Below are 18,438 nucleotides of genomic sequence, written 5' to 3'. Positions count from 1 at the left end.
ACAGAACATGCCTTCCGGTCTTCCCAAAACCATTACAGAATCAGAAAAACAGAAAACCTTCGATAAAAATATTGGGAAACCTCCAAAAATGAAAAAGCCGCCTCAGTTATTTTTGAGACGGCCTCTTCATTTTTACACCTATTTAGAAACTTAATATCTCCTTGCCAATCGTTTGGACTTCAAATGTCTTCGTCGAGATCGACGTAATCGTGAATATTTAATCGGGTAATGACGTTTAGCCGTGATGTTATTAAATAGAAGCGCTGTGAAAAGTAAAATCAATGTTCCAGATAGGACCGGCGTCAAAACGTACCAATACCCCAATGAGCCAATTTTAGTCCCGGCGGCCACAGCAATGAGTGCTGTTGCGCCACCTGGAGGGTGAAGCGTGCGGGTTATCTGCATAAAAACAATGGAGAAGGCTACGGCCAGAGGGGCAGTGAGCCAAATAATATCAGGTAATAAGCGAGCAACAGTTACACCGACAAGTGCAGACACAACATGTCCCCCGACGAGGTTCCGTGGTTGCGCTAGTGGACTTTGTATGGCGCCATACACTAATACGGAAGACGCCCCAAACGACCCGACTAAAAAGACATTCTCCAATATCGGCAAGTGCTGAGACTGGATAAATGCAATAATAAAAATGCCAACAAAAGCGCCAATAAAAGACCAAAAATGTTCACGAGGATCAACCAGCGTCTCTCGATAAAAGACATATCTATATACTCGGAGCTGTCTATAAATTTGTTTTTTCAACTATTATAAGCTATTTATGACGTTGCCGCACAGCTTCATAGATAACAACACCCGCTGAAACCGACACGTTCAAGGACTTTATTTCACCAAACATTGGTATTTTCGCCAATTTGTCTGAAACCCGGAGTAAATCGTCCGACACGCCAACATCTTCGGCCCCTAAAACGACACAAGTTGGAACCGTGTAATCCACATCATAAACAGAATCTTGTGTTTTCTCAGTCCCTACGACCAACTGAACACCCGATTCGATAAGAAAACGTGCGGTACGGCCCAAGGCATCTTCACGACACACGGGAATCTTATATAATGCCCCTGCTGACGTTTTAATCGCGTCGGGGTTGATTTCTGCGGATCCTTTTCGCGGAACGATTATCGCATGCACTCCAGCACATTCCGCCGTTCGCGCGATAGCCCCCATGTTGCGGACGTCCGTTACACCATCTAACATTAGCAATAGTGGTATTTCCCCCTTTTCGTATATGACGGGCAACAAATCTTCGATACGCTGATAAGTAATGGGTGAGATTACGGCTATAACCCCCTGGTGATTTTTTCGCGTAATACGGTTCAATTTTTCAATAGGTACCTGCTGATAACCAATATTATGCTCTTTCAATAAAGACTTCAATTCCAAGAAGAGGCTGCCACTCAATCCGCGCTGCACAAACAGCGACTCAATTTCCTTTCCACTATCTATGGCTTCAATAACCGCTCGGATACCAAATACCATCTGGTTTGATTCTCGCTTTTCTCCTCTTTCCCTATGTTGAAAGTTCCGCATGTTTATTTATTCTACGCTTTAAAAAAATGTTCCGCAAAGATAAGAAAAGAAAGACGTATTAACTCAGTCCGAGATTAAATGCTTTACGAAGTGTTTCCAGCGCAGGGTTTTTCGAAACCATAGCTTGGTATTTTTCAGCCGAAGTATACGGTTTTCTGACTTTTGTAACCTCCACCTGGACACCCGATAGATCAAGCGAAAAGTTTTGAAGCTTAACCCGCAGATAATTTAAGATATCTATTTTACCTAATTTCAGTTCGTCCATCTGTACTGCGTTCTCTACATCCACCTCGATCACTGTTCCATTTAAACGCGGGGGATTAGCGGTCATAATCGTATATAAAGTAATGCGCTTCGTCTGCTTTAAACTGTCTGCAAATGCATTCCATTGCGCTATAAACGCATTGAAAGTAACCTCTCGGAACTCATTTCCTTGAACGAGATCCGGTTCCTCTGTGTCAGCTTCAGCTTTATCTTCAAATATAGTATTTAAGTTGGGGACGTTTACGGAGGTAGAAATTTTGCCCCATCCTTTTTTAATAGTAGTACTTTCAGTCGTTACAGACAATATTTCTACGGTCGGTGTAGAAACCGTCGTGGGGACCTGTGGGGGAGGAGCTTCCTTAGGGGCTGACGATATGGGCTTGGGAGCAGGAACACCGTTAGCTACTGCCATTGGACGGCTCACGGTTGAATCAGGGAGTTTTTTTTTTAGCTCTGTCGTAACAGAGGGTGTAAAACTTCCGTGCTTACTCAGCAAAATAGCCGATGCTATATGACACATTTTTAATAATGCTAATTCTACTTGTAAGCGTTGATTTTTGCTACTTTTATAGTTTATTTCACATTGGTTGGCAATATTTAACGCGGAAAGTAAAAGCCCCGAGCTAAGCGCCTGCGATTGGTCAAGATACTTTCGTTTAATATTTTCACTTACTTCAAGCAATTTCAGTGTTGCAGGCTCTTTAGATACCAATAAATTACGAATATGTGTTGCGAGACCGCTGATGAAATGTCCTCCATCAAAACCATTATTTAATACCTTATCAAAAATCAACAGGGCCTGTGCAGCGTTCTCTGTCGCGACGCTGTCCAGCAATTGAAAATAGTAATCGTAATCCAGAATATTGAGATTATCGAGAACCGTTTGATACGTAATATTTTTATTGGTGAAGCTGACAATCTGGTCGAACATGGACAGCGCGTCCCGAAGCCCTCCATCAGCCTTTTGGGCAATAATATGCAGTCCATCCGGCTCAAAAGCTATGTGCTCTTTTTGCGCAATGGAAGCGAGATGATTCGCCATATCCTCTACGTTGATACGGTTGAAGTCGAATATCTGACAACGAGAAAGGATAGTCGGGAGTATCTTGTGCTTCTCCGTTGTTGCAAGAATAAAAATAGCATACGAAGGGGGTTCTTCCAATGTTTTCAAAAACGCATTGAACGCTGCCTGAGAAAGCATGTGCACCTCGTCAATGATATAAATCTTGTATTTACCAGCCTGCGGCGGGATTCGAACTTGCTCGATCAAGCTACGGATATCGTCCACAGAGTTGTTAGACGCAGCGTCCAATTCATGGATACTAAAAGAGTTCCCTAGTTGAAAAGAGTTACAGCTCTCACAAGTACCACAGGCTTCTACCTGTTCTACTATATGTTCACAATTTATTGTTTTCGCTAAAATACGGGCACAGGTTGTTTTCCCCACACCGCGCGGCCCACAAAACAAAAAGGCTTGCGCCAATTGATTGTTGTGAATGGCATTTTTGAGTGTGCTGGTAATATGTTGCTGACCAACAACAGAGTCGAAGGTAACGGGACGATATTTCCGTGCTGAAACAATAAAATTATCCATTGCACGAAGATAAGGATTTTAAGAAGTAAAATCTAAAAATTAAAACGTAAAAAAACCGCTCCCGGGATTAACTTTCCTATGGAGCGGTTCGCATTCAATATGCCAGATTATACCGTTGTATCAGCTTTCGGCTCCATCACTCTCCACACCATAGCGGCTATCACAGCGCCCAGAATAGGTGCTATAATAAATAACCACAGCTGAGATAACGCCTGTCCACCAGCGAGCAATGCAGGGCCCAACGAACGTGCAGGGTTAACAGAGGTGCCTGTAATTGGAATGGCAACCATGTGAATTAACAAGAGTGTAAAACCGATTGCCAAACCCGCCATCGTGCTGTTTCCAACTTTCGAGGTAGTAGCCAGAATAACGAATAGAAATATAAAGGTCAATACAGTCTCAGTAATAAAGGCTGCGGCCGTTCCATATTCGCTTTGGTATTTTGTTCCCCAACCATTTGCGCCGTAAGCCCACTCACCCGCTGTAAAACCTGCTAATTGACCGGTCAATATTTGTTGCAGGACAAACGCACCGAGAAGTGCACCCATACATTGTGCGATAATGTAAACCACGGCGTCCTTGACCGACATCCTACCCGCACATAGTACACCGATCGTGACCGCCGGATTGATATGGCAACCAGAAATGCCACCAATAGCGTACGCAAATACAACCACGGAAAGACCGAAAGCCATCGAGATACCCAATAACCCCAAACCGGATAATCCTGCCATCGTGTCCACGCCAGCAATAGCTGCAGCACCGCAGCCAAAAAGAACCAAGCCGAACGTACCAATTAACTCGGCAACAAATTTTGAAGACATCTTAACTTCCATAATATAACAGTTAAAAATTAAAATTAGTGAGGCGCTAAGTTAACACTTATATGGACTTGGCATGGTATAAAAATAAAAATTTGTAGCGTCTATACTACAAGAAATGAACCTCACTATATCGACAAGTTACCATACGCTCCATTTACTACAAATCTTATAGGATTTTATAGGGACTTTATTCGGATTTCCTTCGGACTTCATTCGGATCAATACGAATAAGTGCCGATTAATTTCCTTATTATATAAGTCTAAAATATATGTTAAATAATACTTAATATTTGATTTGTGACTGCCTATTTCCTATCTTAATCCTGTATTATAATTTTTGAACTATGGCACGAGTTAAAAATGGTGTAAATGGAACTGTTTCAGGTAAAGTTGGACCGTCCGTTTTTTGTAAATGGAAAGACATTTATTATGTTAGAAGTCTTCCCCGGATAAAGAAAAATCGAAAACCCACCTCAGGGCAGCGAAAGAACCAGAGTAAATTTGCTTTTATGCAAGAGTGCCTATCACTCATCGTTCCTTTTGTTCGTCTGGGTTTTATGCAGTACGCTCCCAATCGCACCGGACATAACTCTGCAATGTCTTACAACCTACGTGAAAGCGTCGTTTTTGAAGACGAACGTTATCTTCTAGATTATGAAAAGTTTGCCATAAGCCGCGGGCTACCTTCTCCGGTTTCTAGCGCTGAGATCAATCAGGAGAACGGGCAGGTCATCATACGTTGGAGTGTAGACGCTATCTTCAGACAAAAGCACAGCGAAAGAATGTTCCGGTGCATAGCGTTGCTCTACCCCGATAAGAGCGTAGATTACCCTGTAAATCCGACCGGAGTATTGCAAGATAATTATCTAGAAGACGGTGAACAGGTTATTTCTATAGAACAGGTCCCTGACGACACAACCTATCACGTTTACCTCGCTTTTCTTGCTTCCGACGGAAGTAATATCAGCACAGACAGTATATATTTGGGTGAGATCACAAAAGCGTCTATACCAAGCGAGCACCATCGATAGACGGTTCATGCCCTAAGAGCAATTCCTCAATGTTTCGAAGCGTGGTTGTCGCTATCTGTGTTAAAGCCTCTTCTGTAAAAAATGCTTGATGGGCTGTGATCAATACGTTCGGAAAGCTCATCAGACGCTGAATCGTATCATCTTCAATGATGATACCGCTTAAATCTTTAAAGAACAATTTCTCTTCCTGCTCGTACACATCAAGAGCAAGCCCACCGATTTTGTGTTGCTTCAAACCTTCAATAACCGCTGCAGTATGGATTAGTCGTCCGCGGCTAGTATTCAGCAAAACAACATCGTCTTTCATTTTTTGTATAGATTCCCTGTTAATCATATGTTTATTCTCCAACGTTAATGGGCAATGGAGCGAAATAACGTCAGAGCACCTGTATAATGTATCTATATCAACATACGACACCCCCAGTTCCTTTATCTGTGCATCTTCGTAAATGTCAAAAGCGAGTAATTCGCAACCAAACCCTTTCGCTAACCGACAAAAGGCTTTGCCAATCTTTCCCGTCCCAACGACACCGACTGTCTTTCCGTGAAGATTAAAGCCCAACAAACCATTCAACGAAAAATTCTGTTCCCGCACACGGTTATAGGCTTTGTGCGTTTTTCGATTCAATGTCAACAGCATCGCCATAGCATGTTCCGCCACGGCTTCCGGTGAATAGGCCGGAACACGACATACAGCTATCCCAAATTCCCGCGCTGCATCTAACTCTACGTTATTGAAACCTGCACAGCGCAGCGCCACTATTTTCACCTGCCGCGACGCAAGCACTTCAATTACTTCACGGTTCACGCGATCGTTTACAAAAACACACACCGCGTCCACATCGTTTACAGCCCGCACAATATGAGGGCCCAAATGTGTTTCATAAAATTGATATACAAAAAGTTCATCTTGATTTTCACGATCGAAAAACACGCGGTCATAAGGCTGGGTGGAGAAGAAGGCTATTTTCATCAGTGTTTGTTTATTATGTATTCAAAAGTTCCTGAGCTCGGTTTATTCCCCCTTTTTATGACTTGAATAAATCTCGATGGTATCAAAGGCTAAATATATAAAAATAACAAAAAAGATACAATAGTACAATTAAGGCAAGATAATTGCTTCCGTTATTCCGTTTTAATATAATGCGTTAATAATTTAATACACAAATATGAAAAAAGGTATATTTTCCGCTTTTATTTTATTCGTTTTTTTTTCAACACAGGACGTCTTAGGTCAATTTTCGCGTCCCATTAGTGTAGGGGCAGGAGCAGGTGGCACAATGGTCTGGGCCGATTTAGGAAACACGGACACGCGATTTGCGGGTTACGTAGAAGCAGAAGGATTAATAACCCCTTTTATCTCTATCGGGGTTAAGGGGGAAAAGGGGACATTAAGCGCCTATGGATGGAATAGTGATTTTGAGAATCGGTATCACGCCATAAATGCCAATGCAAAAGTTAGGCTTGGCCAGTTTTTATCCCTTCCAGCTAACTACAGTTATTATACACTGGGGGCTAGTACATTCAGCAAGATACTCGCCAATATCTATGTAGGGGCCGGTATAGGGGTACTGAAAAATAACATCGATCACCGTATAGATGCAAGTTATCGGACATCTATCGAAAATAACGGCGGAGAAATTTCGGAAGATTTAAATTCTCATCAGCTGGCTATCCCGCTCAACATCGGACTAGACATACCAATCGGGCGCACACTGTACGGTCCACGTTGGGCAATAAATATCAATTATCAGCAATCCCTGCTTCCGAAGGATAACGTTGACGGGGTTATCAATAGCAAGATGGATCAGTATTCCTATCTTTCTGTAGGTGTGAAATTAGCCTTATTTAACCGTAATTAATATCGAACATCCATAGCTTAATAAATAATGAATAAGAAGAATTTGAGACACAGATTAACCCAGCCTCGAACTATTGTTATCGCTTTGGTAACATCGCTGATAGTTGTAGCAGCTTGTAAATCGAACAATTTTTATAGCGCGCCAAAGGTATCCGCCTTTAGAGGCGGAAAACTTCCCGCTCCTCCTGGCATGGTCTACGTCCCGTCAGGAACCATTCTCTACAAGAGTTCATTGGACAGTGGAAATGTAGGCAAAAACATCAGTCTGAGCGCGTTTTTCATAGACGAAACGGAAGTGACCAACAAACAGTACCGTCAGTTTGTAAACTGGGTAGCTGATTCCGTTGCGGTGACAGATTATCTAAACGATGACCAATACTTTTTAGATATTGTCGGTGAAGACGGCCAACGCCGAATTGATTGGAAACGGTTAAAGCGTGTTTCTCCTTTATGGAAAAGCAATGATCCCTCCATTCAAGAACGATTGGCGCCGATGGTTATTATGAAGGGAGCCCGTAGAGCGTTAAACGAAGAAGTTGTTAAGTATCGCTTTTCGTATTTAAAATCAAACGGACGTGAAGAAACGGAGTATGTGACGGATACCGTTCCAGTGATGCCTATTGAGGATATCTGGTCAAAAGATTTCCCGAATGCACAGCTAGCCTCTATGGATGCCAATTACTTCACCCATGAATCGTTTGATTATTACCCCGTAGTTGGCGTTACTTGGAAACAAGCGCGTGCCTATACCGACTGGCGAGGAAAAGAATTGATGGCAAGCATCATGAAAAATTCTTATTTGAGCGGCTATCACCTCACATTCAGTTTACCGACCGAAGCACAGTGGCAATATGCCGCGGAGGGGAAGTTGGATCCGCGTGATACTATATCCGGAACTCGATTGACGATTGACGGAAAAGAAGGCAAAAAGAAACTAGCCGTCAACTATAAGCAGGGAGAAGGAACATATTCGCAAGATGGAGCAACCTTTACGGTACCGGCAAAATCGTATACACCGAATGCATTCGGCATTTACAATATGGCTGGAAACGTAGCCGAATGGACACTGGACGCCTATAGCCCTTCTGCTATCGCTTTCGTCAATGACTTGAATCCAGTTCTGTTATATGATGCTAATGAAAGTGACAGTGACGCTCTAAAAAGAAAGGTGGTAAGAGGTGGTTCGTGGAAAGATAACGGTGAGCAGTTAAATAGTGAAACACGCAATTATGTCGTCGAATATGAGCCTCATTCCTATATCGGGTTCCGGTGTGTAATGTCCGCTTTTGAAATGCCAACCGATCAAAGTAAAACAAGAAGATATTAAAAGATGGAGTCTAGAATTATAAGAAATTTAGCAGAAATGAAAGCACTAGTCACAATTGCGTTAATATGTGGGTTTAACCATGCTATAGCACAACAAGAAGTCGACGTCCTATCGCAGCGGGACACCACGACATTGGATACACTTACACAGGACGTCTTATTAGGAAATGAGCAACCAACTCCCTTATATGATACGGCGAACCAGGATATATTAATGGATACCATTCCAGTAACGGACGGTTTCTATCAAGCAAGTAATCTGGAAGACGCGGTTCCGTTCTCCTATCCGAAAGTGAACATGAAAAATATCCGTTTTTACAAACGGGTGTGGAGAGACATCGATTTATCCCACGAGGAGAACTATATTTATGCCATCCCGGGCGCGTCCTTAATTGAGGCCATCATGAAAGGTATGAATGAGGGGAAATTAACCCCTTACAGTCCGGAAGACGATTCGTTCAAAACAAAAATGACCGCCAGCGAAGGTGTCGCGCGTTTCGCCGATAGCGTGTTGGTTCCGATTTTTGACGAAGAAGGAAATCAGATCGATGCACAGATGGCCTTAAATGAATTTAACCCTGAGCGTGTTACCAAATTTAGAATTAAAGAAGATATATTCTTCGATAAGCAGCGCGGTCGTTTAGAAACCCGCATTATCGGTGTGGCACCATTGATGGACATTTCTTCTTCTGCGGAGCTTGCAGAATCAGTAGGATCAACACCCGCATTCTGGCTGTACTTTCCGCAATTGCGTTATACGCTTGTTAAGGTCGATGTCTCCGACCCCGATAGAGGTCTTTATGACATGAGTATGGATGACTTGTTCGTTCAACGGAAATTTGCCAGTACGATTATTCGTGAATCGTCGCCTAGCGCCATGCGACAGGAAGCACAATATGCGGAAAATGCTTTACAGCAGTTGCAGGACGCCCAACAGATCGAGGACAAGCTGGAAGCATATAAAGAAAAACTTTGGTCTACTCCAAAGGGCGTGAACGCCGAAGAACTTGAAAATTACCAACCGCCGGTGCAGCAACAAAACAACACGCCGTCTACCAGCAACCCATCAAGTACAACGACGCCCACAACAGCTGAAGAAGAGACGCCGTTAGAAACAGAAACTCAGCAAATCCCAGAACCTCAGCAGACAACAGAAGAAACGCAAGGTTTGGAATAAGCACATATATCATACGGTATAATAAAAAAATGCCACTCGCGTTCGAGTGGCATTTTTTTATTAATTGTAATTCCCCACTAATTCGCTGTCAACGCAACAGCATTCAATTGTCTTGGAGATCCATCCGGACCCACCGCTATAATATTATCAAATATCACTCTGGTCCCTGGAACAATTCCGTTGAGCGCCGTTTTCATACTAGAGCTCAACGTTCCGCCATTTGTCGAAAGCACAATTGCGTCTGCCCTTGGTTTGGCAATAATCATACTGAATTTAGTGACCTTGAATTTAGCATCAAAATCAAAGTTGTCCAATGTTGCGAATACAGCATTTTGTGCTTTCAATGCAACGGTCGCCATATTGCCGCCTGTTTTTCCACCGAACTTAGCAATTGGATCTGGTATTCTCTTAACTCTAAATTCCGTTGTACTCAACGTCTGTGTTTTACCGGGCGCTACTTCGGCGGATACCGATATGCGAGCTGTTCCCGGCGAGCTAACCGTGACGCTATACTTTCCTCCAGAACCAGAAATACGGCCTCCACCTCCACTCATGTTTACGTTGATCTTATTGGTAGGTGTGCCGGGCGCAGAGACTGATATCGGATTACTGACACCGATATAGAGCACATTCATTTTATCCGGTGAGACAACGGCCGACGGCCTGGCTACCTGGTAGGTCTGTTCAGGCGTACGATATTCTTTAATCGTGCCATCGGTCTGCTTTACTTTAATAGTTCCTGTCCAAGTAAAAATACCTTCCTGGTTTGTAGGGACGGTATAAACACCTTTTCCATCCACCACGTTTAACGTGTTTCCGTTTACACTAATCGCCGGCTCTGATTTGGAATCTGAAGCGGTCAGGAAAACTTCGGCTGTGTAGGGTTGACCTTGAACAAGGTAAGATGTGGGCGCTACCGCTACCGCAGCAAACTTATCCAAATTCACCACAGCTTGATCCATCTTGCCCAAAATAAGCTTCACCACATCGGATTCTGCATTCTGTGCGTCAACCTGTATTTTGGTCAGCGTGGTCATCGCAGCCGTCAAAGGCGTTCCGCTTCCAAAGTTAACCTCTTCCCATTTCCTTTTGCCATTCACGGATTTCTCCGGATCTTGCGCTTCCAATGAAAACGAAACGGATTTCCGATCATCTTCGCTCAATAGCGACAACAGTTTTTCACGGGTACTATTTATCTTGTCTTTTAATTCCGCTCCTCTCTTACCGTTTATCATCAGATGGGGTGCAATATCAGCGTTTTCACGTCGCACCAAATCACCCGTATCTTCATCATATCCACCGCCTTGTTTCTCAAATTCTTGCTTTACTTCATTAATGTATTGATCCAGTTCATCTACAACAGCGCGAGCCTGTTTAGCCTGTTCATAGATCGGCTTTGCCCGTTCTGGTTCTTCTTTTAATTTTGTGTTCTCAAATGCAGCAAACAACTGTTCGACGGAGTTGTCTACATTGGTTTTAGAAGCTTCAAGACTGTCGTTAATATTCTTAAAAGCATCTAAGATGGAGTTTGGTACATTTAATGCGAGTAAGGCTAGCAATACCAAATATAAAATATTGATCATGCGTTGCCTTGGAGTCTCTCTTCCGTAAGCCATTCTTTTCCTTTTTTGTTATAAAATGATGTTCCTACACACGTGGCTGATTCATTGCTGTCAACATACCGCCATACACGGTATTCAAAGCTGCTAGGTTCTTCGCCAACTTATTCACTTCTTCTTTAAATGCCTTCGAATCATCTAGGGATTCATTGAAGTTTTTCATTGTATAACTTAAGCTTTCATAGAATTGATTCATGGATTGCAGATGGGATGCCGAATCACGTAATTCCCGTTCGTACATCTCGTTCAACGATTTCAGGTTGTTAGTGAGATTTTGTACTTGCTGATGATAACCAGCGGTATCCATGTTCGTGTTAGACATGGATACGAGATTTGCAGACGCTTTTTCAAAAGCTAAACTTAAATTGTCAAATTTGGAGCTCGCATATTTTAATTTTTCCGTAAACTCATTCGCAGCGAATGACACATCCGATATTTGGTTAATAGCCGAAACTTTATCACTGAAATCACGCAAGCCTCTTCCTAGATTTTCAATCATAACAGGCTCTATCTTCGCATCCGCGAACATCTTGTCTAATGCTTCTGTCGCTGAGGGTCCAGTCGGCTGCTGACTACGTACAACGGCATGCTGTGGCAACTCTCCAGCGTAGTTCTCGTCCAATTCAGGATATACCCTCTCCCATGCGGGTTCTTTTGGTGGTGGATTGAACCCCATCAAGAAAAATAGAAAGGCTTCTACCGCTAATCCAATACCGATCATATAGTTGGCAAACGAACCTCCTATATAAAGTATTTTAAACAGAACACCAACAATAACGATACTAGCTCCCCAAGAGATAGCAACATGTAACCATCTTGAATTGTCTTTTTTCTTTACGCTCATACTTTTATTAATTTTCTAGTAATTAGATGACACTTTGATATCGATTTATGAATTAAAACGCGATTTGCTTGGCACATATTACTTTTCATAGCTCGTATATTGAAACGATCTCAAAGTACTAGCAATAAAAATACCATAAATTGTAAATGGGGAGATTTAGGGGCAAGGGTGATGAGTGAGAGGTAAAAATCAAGGGTTTACCTTACAGCGTGCTCAGTTTAATAGGCAAGGTATATTTCACCCGGACAGGAACGCCATTTTGAACCCCAGGTTTCCATTTTGCCGCTTTTTTTAGCACACGGATAGCCTCATCACCCGTACCAAAACCAATATCTAGCAATATCGCAATATCGGTTAAAGAGCCATCTGTTTCCACGACAAACGTAGCTATTACGCTTCCTTTAATTCCTTGTTCCAACGCTCTATCGGGATACGCGTAGTTTTTTCCGACCCAGTTCACAAATGCGGACATACCACCGACCGGCTCCGGCATAGCTTCTACTGATATAAATGGTTCACTGTTATCGTTACATCTGCATCCTCGCGAGCGGCGCGATATCTTGACCAACAAATTCTTTGCGCAGATATTTATGGTAACCGGCAATGGCAATCATAGCGGCGTTGTCGGTGCAGTATTCAAATTTGGGGATAAATACGTTCCAACGGTGTTGTTCACCCATCGCTAACAGGCCTTGGCGAAGCCCTGAATTGGCAGATACCCCCCCTGCAATCGCTATATCCCGTACACCTGTTTGTTTCGCCGCCTTCTTCAACTTATTCAACAAAATAGAAACAATACGCTGTTGCACCGAAGCGCATACGTCAGCTATATTCTCCGTTAAAAAATTTGGATTTTTCTTTTCTTCCGCCTGTACCATATATAAAATGGCAGTTTTGAGACCGGAAAAGCTGAAATTCAATTCAGGAATCTGCGGTTCGGGCAATTTATATGCCTCTGGGTTTCCCTCCTGTGCATATCTATCGATTAACGGTCCGCCAGGATACGGCAAGTTCAGTATTTTAGCGGTTTTGTCGAAGGCTTCTCCGGCTGCGTCATCAAGCGTCTGTCCAAGTAGCTCCATTTCAAAATAGTCTTTCACTAGGACAATCTGTGTATGTCCGCCCGATACCGTAAGACAAAGAAAAGGAAAACTGGGCTTAGGGTCCTCTATAAAATGGGCAAGGATATGTGCTTGCATATGATTAACCTCTATTAACGGAATCTGACGAGCCAATGCAAAAGATTTAGCAAAAGAGGTCCCGACCAAAAGTGAACCTAAAAGTCCCGGGCCGCGCGTAAAAGCTACCGCATCCACGTCATTTTTGTGTATTTTTGCCTGTTGAATGGCTTCATCCACTGTAGGGATGATATGTAGTTGATGTGCACGCGATGCTAATTCGGGAACCACACCTCCATATTTTGCATGAATTGCTTGACCAGCAATAATATTTGATTTAATTTCACCGTCTATACAGATAGCGGCGGAAGTTTCATCACAGGAAGACTCGATACCGAGGATAACAGCCATTGTACAATATTTAAATAGAACACAAAAATATCAAAAAAATACTTAAAATAACGTCGATTACCTTGCTTAGCATCATGTTGCTAACGGTATTGGCTATTTTCTTATTACGCTATCCTGCCATACAGACTTACGTTACCAAAAAGGTCGCAAACTACTTAAGTGAAGAGCTTCAAACGGACATTTCGTTAGAACGCGTGTATTTCACACCCTTTCGCTCGTTGGAGCTGCATAATTTTTTCATCAACGATCGCAATGGTAAAACCCTGTTATCAGCCAAAAGTGCAACCGCTCGCATTTCCCTCGTAAAATTATGGAACAAGCAGATCGGGATTCAGCAAGTGACATTAGACAGCGCTTTTATTAACTACGAAATATATAAGGACAGCACTAACGCTAGTTTCCTGATTGATTATTTCTCACCAAAAAAAGAAAACAAGATTTCGAAAACAACCAACATACAATTGGATTTGCAACGCGTTACCTTGCACGACAACCATTTCAAACTGACCGATCATCGTTTTAATCACCACAACCGCGGTGTAGATTTTACTAATTTGGATTTAACCGATATTTCGGGCGACTTTAGAACCATCCGTTATACAGATACCACCCTACAAGCGGATGTGCATAATCTTACATTCAAAGAGAAATGTGGATTATACCTCCAAGAATTCAGCGCGGAATCTTATGTATCCAACACAAAAATGGAATTTACCGATCTCGTGTTGCATACCAACCGCTCTAAGGTAGGCGACTATCTCGCTTTCTATTACAATAATTTTGCAGACTTCTCGGATTTCATCAAAAAAGTACGCATTGAAGGCACACTTGATGATGCATTCGTCGATTCGCGCGATATTGAATTTTTTGCACCTGATATGAAAGATGTCCGGTTCACGACAGATGTGGTTCATGCATCGGTATCAGGAACAATCGAACACCTAAAAGCACGCGATGTGCATCTAAAGACAGGGACGCAAACCAGCTTGCAAGGAGACTTCACAATTGATGGTTTACCCGATATTGAGCAAACGAGATTCCGCTTTGCGTTGACAAGTTTACAAAGTTCCGCAAAAGATGTCGAAGAGCTCGTATCCGAACTGTCCAATCAACCTTCTTTTTCCCTACCGGACCAACTTCATCTTTTGGAAACGGTGGAATATCAAGGCGTACTTAGCGGATACTATCATCTATTTGATGTCGATGGAACGGCCATAACGGCCCTAGGTGAACTTTCTACCGAAAGTACCGTCGTCATAAAACCTACCCTGCAATATACCGGTAAGGCTACAGCCGTTTCCTTTGACTTGGGAAAATTCATACGCTCCAAAGAAATCGGAACAACGGGATTCGACCTTCAATTTGATGGCAAGGGAACAGATGCGAAATCGTTACATTTAACCACACACGGTCATTTGTCCGACCTTCTCTTCAAAAAATACCCTTATCGGCACGTAGAAGTTGAAGGAGAGATATTGGACGGAGTTTTATTTGCACACGGCGAGATTGACGATCGAAATGCTGTTTTGGCCTTTAATGGGGAGGCTAATTGGCAGGATTCAGTCCCGATGTATGAATTTAATTCTACAATAGCGCACTTAAACCTAAAAAGGTTGCACCTCTACCCCAGAGACAGTATCGTCGTGAGTCAATCCAATATCCAGGCAAGGCTACATGGAAACTCATTAAATTCTTTAAACGGTCATATTTCCTCCGACCATCTACAGTTCAGCACAACGAGAGGCGATTTTATTATGAACTATTTAGATTTTGAATCAGAAGGAGACGAGCGATCTAAAAAGTTGACCCTAAAATCCGATGTCGTTGATGGTGTGATGTCGGGGCAAATCGATTTATCCAGTATAGGTGCTTATTTTCGTTCCCTTGCTATGCGGTACGCTCCTGCAATCAGTCTTGAAAGCCGACCTTATAATCCACAAAACTTTGATCTACATATCAACGTTAAAACTTTTGCTCCCATATCAGCATTATTCGACCCCGATCTGGAGCTGGAAAATGGCGCGCACCTGACAGCCAATTTCTCATCCGACAACTATACGGCAAACTTCGACGCTTTTAGTCCCGTAGTTTCATACAAGGGCATGAAAATCACCAATCTCGCCCTTACGGAAAAAGCCGACAACCAAGCGTTTTCTTTAGATGTGACGGCCGACCGCTTTAGTTTCTCTGACTCCGCCTACGTGGACCAAATTGCCATCAACAACGTATTGGCAAATGACAGCTTGACCTTTCATGTTGCTCTGTCGGAAACAAACCGTCCAAACTATCTCAAATTAAACGGAAATATACATTTCGGCCATAATCAGCCAGCCAATATCCGATTTGAGCAATCGGAAATTATTTTAAATAACGAGTCATGGGCGATAAATCAAGACGCAGATCTCCGTGTCTCCAAAGGCAAGTTTTATCTAAACAACCTGCGGATTGCCAAAGACCGTCAAGAGGTGACTCTAAATGGGATCCTTTCCAATGAAGACGACAAGCTTGATATTGCATTTAAAGACTTTAGCTTGGCCTCCTTATCGGGAATTACGCGGCCGTTAGGTATTGACTTAATTGGACACCTCAGCGGGGAGATGCAGATCTATTCGGTTTTTGGCTCACCAACCCTGTCCGCGAACATTGCAACTACCCCGATTGTTTACAACAACCTCCCTATAGGGAATCTACAGCTGAACGCCGATTTTGATCCGCAAACTGGGCTCGTACAACTCCGTTCTCAGTTATTGGATGTAGACGGCGATGGCATTACGGTTAGCGGTTCATATGACGTTAATTCCGAAGATGAAGCGCTCCATCTAAAAGGCACCGTCAAAAATATAGACCTTGGTATAGTGCAACCTTTCCTTCGGACACTTGTTTCCAACTTATATGGCACCATGAGTGGCGAGGTAACGATAAACGGCACGATCCGGCAACCAAAAATCAGCGGAACAACCCATATCAAGGACGCGTCTTTTCTGGTTAACTATTTACAGACGAGATACTATATTTCCGATCAACATTCCGCCATCCAAAAGAATACCATCATTTTAAACAATTTGCTATTAAATGATGTTCGAAATGCCACCGCGAGAGCAAACGGAGAAATCAATCTCAATATGCTGCGTGACCCAACATTGACGATCGATGTAGCTGCGGACAACTTCCAGATCTTAAATACGGCCCGAAAAGACAATGAACTGTTTTTCGGCACGGCCTACGCCTCAGGTACTTTCCGTTTTAACGGTCCAACCAGTGCGATGGTCATGGATATTAACGCACGCCCAGATCCCAATACCGTTATTACCCTTCCTTTTAATACATCGTTGAAAGTAGGCGATAACGACTTCATCTATTTCATCAATCCGAATTCCGCCGAGCGGGAAACGTCTATCTCTAAACGGCTTTTTCAGGGTTTAACCATGAATATGAATATTACGGTGACCCCGGATGCTGAAATTAATTTGGAAAACAACATTGGCTCCTTAACAGGCGTTGGTACAGGCGATATTTCGCTGCGTATATCGAGTTTGGGTGACTTTGAGATGTTTGGTGACTACCATGTCATTTCCGGAAAATTCCATTTTACCGCACAAGATTTCTTTAACAAGTTCTTTGATCTAAAAGAAGGCGGAACCATTCGATGGGCAGGCAATCCGGCGGAAGCAATCATCAACCTTAGCGCAACTTATCAGCAACGGACGTCGATTGCACCTTTATATAATGCTGCTGGTCGAGCCGAAAACAATGACCGCATCCTGGCCCAAGCCGACATGATATTAAAAGGCACTTTATCACAACCTGACGTTTCTTTCGACCTTAATTTTCCACAGACACCCTATATCAAAGATGAACTCCAAGGCTATTTGAGCGACGTCAACAACGTCAATCAACAAGCTATTAGTCTTATTGTTCGAAGGAGCTTCACGCCGGCATCGACACAAGAGTTTGGACGAGAAGTGAACAACACCTTGCTATCGGCCGGAACCGAGATTGCCTTCAACCAACTGAACAGCATCATCTCGCAATCGCTCAACATGAACTTTCTGGATCTTAATATACGCTCCTTCAACGATGCCTCCGCTTCTTTACGGTTTTTCGACGACCGTTTGGTATTTACGGGAGGGGTTACCGACCGTAGCCAGAACCAGCTTAACGACCTCATGCTCTTCTCGGACCAGATAGCTACCGATGCAGAGGTCACGTTCCGTTTACGTCAAGATGGAAACCTCGTATTGAGAGCCTACAACAGGCTTAACACCCGAAATTTCCTGTTTACGCCTTATAGTGATTATATCAGTGCCGTAGGTGTCGTTTATCGACAGGAATTCAATTCGTTATCCGAATTTTGGCGAAAATTATGGTTGTGGAATGAACGTAAAAAACGCGAAGAAGAATAAATACTACAATAATATTTTAACTAGCTGCTCCCACTCTTCCTTCAAGCCTCCTTTATATTCGGGTTGCTTAGCTCGGTTGTACCAATAACGGGCATTCCATAAATCTCCTTCTACACGATGTAAATAAGCATGTACATGTGCTGAAGCGGGGTCCTCCAAATGATCAATCAAGTCATGTGCAATTTGCCAATTTCCTTTTGCGTCATGCCACAGTGCCTGCAATTGGACATTTAATTTATCCGGAACGCTATCCGTGTTTCCGATCGAAGATATAAATTCATCGTAGGTCATAGTTGTATTACTTACAAATGTACAATCACATATTATAGACAAGTTACATATTTCATCTAAAATTAATACTATTTCTGCCTGATATGACGTTACTAACCTAAATTGTAACAAAAATATTATAAATCATAAACT

General features: G+C 42.8%; 15 protein-coding genes. 5 read left to right on the top strand and 10 right to left on the bottom strand.

What is annotated here, in order from left to right; genetic code table 11:
• Nucleotides 1-150: 150 nt before the first annotated feature.
• The 4 genes from C5745_RS18490 to C5745_RS18475 form a co-directional block, all read right to left on the bottom strand.
• Complete coding sequence (locus C5745_RS18490) at nucleotides 151-759, bottom strand: HPP family protein (protein WP_105718500.1); 609 nt, start codon at nucleotides 757-759, stop codon at nucleotides 151-153.
• A 10-nt stretch (nucleotides 760-769) separates the two neighbouring features.
• The gene (rlmB, locus tag C5745_RS18485) at nucleotides 770-1,543 is read right to left on the bottom strand and encodes a 23S rRNA (guanosine(2251)-2'-O)-methyltransferase RlmB (protein ID WP_105718499.1); all 774 of its coding nucleotides are present in this window, start codon (nucleotides 1,541-1,543) and stop codon (nucleotides 770-772) included.
• Between the two features lie 58 nt (nucleotides 1,544-1,601).
• Nucleotides 1,602-3,401, bottom strand: a complete 1,800-nt coding sequence (locus C5745_RS18480) for a DNA polymerase III subunit gamma/tau (RefSeq protein ID WP_105718498.1) — start codon at nucleotides 3,399-3,401, stop codon at nucleotides 1,602-1,604.
• A 107-nt stretch (nucleotides 3,402-3,508) separates the two neighbouring features.
• The gene (locus C5745_RS18475) at nucleotides 3,509-4,237 is read right to left on the bottom strand and encodes an MIP family channel protein (protein ID WP_105718497.1); all 729 of its coding nucleotides are present in this window, start codon (nucleotides 4,235-4,237) and stop codon (nucleotides 3,509-3,511) included.
• Nucleotides 4,238-4,569: 332 nt separating this feature from the next.
• On the opposite strand from C5745_RS18475, the gene C5745_RS18470 reads away from it, so the two are divergent.
• On the top strand, nucleotides 4,570-5,256 hold the full coding sequence (locus C5745_RS18470) for a DUF6266 family protein (protein WP_105718496.1): 687 nt from the start codon (nucleotides 4,570-4,572) through the stop codon (nucleotides 5,254-5,256).
• Here the strand turns inward: C5745_RS18470 and C5745_RS18465 are convergent.
• Nucleotides 5,231-6,229 (bottom strand): 2-hydroxyacid dehydrogenase, encoded by a 999-nt coding sequence (locus C5745_RS18465; RefSeq protein WP_105718495.1) that lies wholly within the window; start codon nucleotides 6,227-6,229, stop codon nucleotides 5,231-5,233. The two genes, C5745_RS18470 and C5745_RS18465, sit on opposite strands and share 26 nt — an antisense overlap.
• A gap of 196 nt (nucleotides 6,230-6,425) precedes the next feature.
• Here C5745_RS18465 and C5745_RS18460 point away from each other — a divergent pair, with 196 nt between their 5' ends.
• Genes C5745_RS18460 through porN form a run of 3 tightly spaced genes read left to right on the top strand, consistent with a single transcriptional unit; the run spans nucleotide 6,426 to nucleotide 9,620 of the window.
• Nucleotides 6,426-7,118: a hypothetical protein gene (locus C5745_RS18460; RefSeq protein ID WP_105718494.1), complete on the top strand. Its 693-nt coding sequence runs from the start codon at nucleotides 6,426-6,428 to the stop codon at nucleotides 7,116-7,118.
• Nucleotides 7,119-7,145: 27 nt separating this feature from the next.
• Nucleotides 7,146-8,444 carry a T9SS ring complex lipoprotein PorK/GldK gene (gene porK / locus C5745_RS18455; protein ID WP_105718493.1) on the top strand — a complete coding sequence of 433 codons (1,299 nt, stop codon included), beginning with the start codon at nucleotides 7,146-7,148 and terminating at the stop codon, nucleotides 8,442-8,444.
• A 36-nt stretch (nucleotides 8,445-8,480) separates the two neighbouring features.
• The gene (porN, locus tag C5745_RS18450; RefSeq protein ID WP_165793141.1) at nucleotides 8,481-9,620 is read left to right on the top strand and encodes a type IX secretion system ring subunit PorN/GldN; all 1,140 of its coding nucleotides are present in this window, start codon (nucleotides 8,481-8,483) and stop codon (nucleotides 9,618-9,620) included.
• Between the two features lie 77 nt (nucleotides 9,621-9,697).
• On the opposite strand, the gene porM is transcribed toward porN, so the two are convergent.
• The 4 genes from porM to tsaD all read right to left on the bottom strand — a co-directional run bounded on the left by porM (nucleotide 9,698) and on the right by tsaD (nucleotide 13,612).
• Nucleotides 9,698-11,236, bottom strand: coding sequence for a type IX secretion system motor protein PorM/GldM (porM, locus tag C5745_RS18445; protein WP_105718491.1), 1,539 nt, complete (start codon nucleotides 11,234-11,236; stop codon nucleotides 9,698-9,700).
• Between the two features lie 31 nt (nucleotides 11,237-11,267).
• Nucleotides 11,268-12,083, bottom strand: a complete 816-nt coding sequence (gene porL / locus C5745_RS18440) for a type IX secretion system motor protein PorL/GldL (RefSeq protein ID WP_105718490.1) — start codon at nucleotides 12,081-12,083, stop codon at nucleotides 11,268-11,270.
• 202 nt (nucleotides 12,084-12,285) lie between these two features.
• Complete coding sequence (locus C5745_RS18435; RefSeq protein ID WP_105718489.1) at nucleotides 12,286-12,576, bottom strand: energy transducer TonB; 291 nt, start codon at nucleotides 12,574-12,576, stop codon at nucleotides 12,286-12,288.
• A 34-nt stretch (nucleotides 12,577-12,610) separates the two neighbouring features.
• The gene (tsaD, locus tag C5745_RS18430) at nucleotides 12,611-13,612 is read right to left on the bottom strand and encodes a tRNA (adenosine(37)-N6)-threonylcarbamoyltransferase complex transferase subunit TsaD (RefSeq protein WP_105718488.1); all 1,002 of its coding nucleotides are present in this window, start codon (nucleotides 13,610-13,612) and stop codon (nucleotides 12,611-12,613) included.
• A gap of 14 nt (nucleotides 13,613-13,626) precedes the next feature.
• Here tsaD and C5745_RS18425 point away from each other — a divergent pair, with 14 nt between their 5' ends.
• A complete protein-coding gene (locus tag C5745_RS18425; protein ID WP_449448537.1) occupies nucleotides 13,627-18,015 on the top strand; it encodes a translocation/assembly module TamB domain-containing protein in 4,389 nt (1,462 codons plus the stop codon).
• A gap of 3 nt (nucleotides 18,016-18,018) precedes the next feature.
• On the opposite strand, the gene C5745_RS18420 is transcribed toward C5745_RS18425, so the two are convergent.
• A complete protein-coding gene (locus tag C5745_RS18420; protein WP_105718486.1) occupies nucleotides 18,019-18,306 on the bottom strand; it encodes a hypothetical protein in 288 nt (95 codons plus the stop codon).
• Nucleotides 18,307-18,438: the final 132 nt, after the last annotated feature.

This window comes from Sphingobacterium haloxyli (genome assembly GCF_002980525.1).
In the GTDB taxonomy this organism is placed as follows: Bacteria; Bacteroidota; Bacteroidia; order Sphingobacteriales; family Sphingobacteriaceae; genus Sphingobacterium; species Sphingobacterium haloxyli.
The sequence above is the reverse complement of the archived record's forward strand: the minus strand, read 5'-3'. Positions and strand labels throughout refer to the sequence as shown.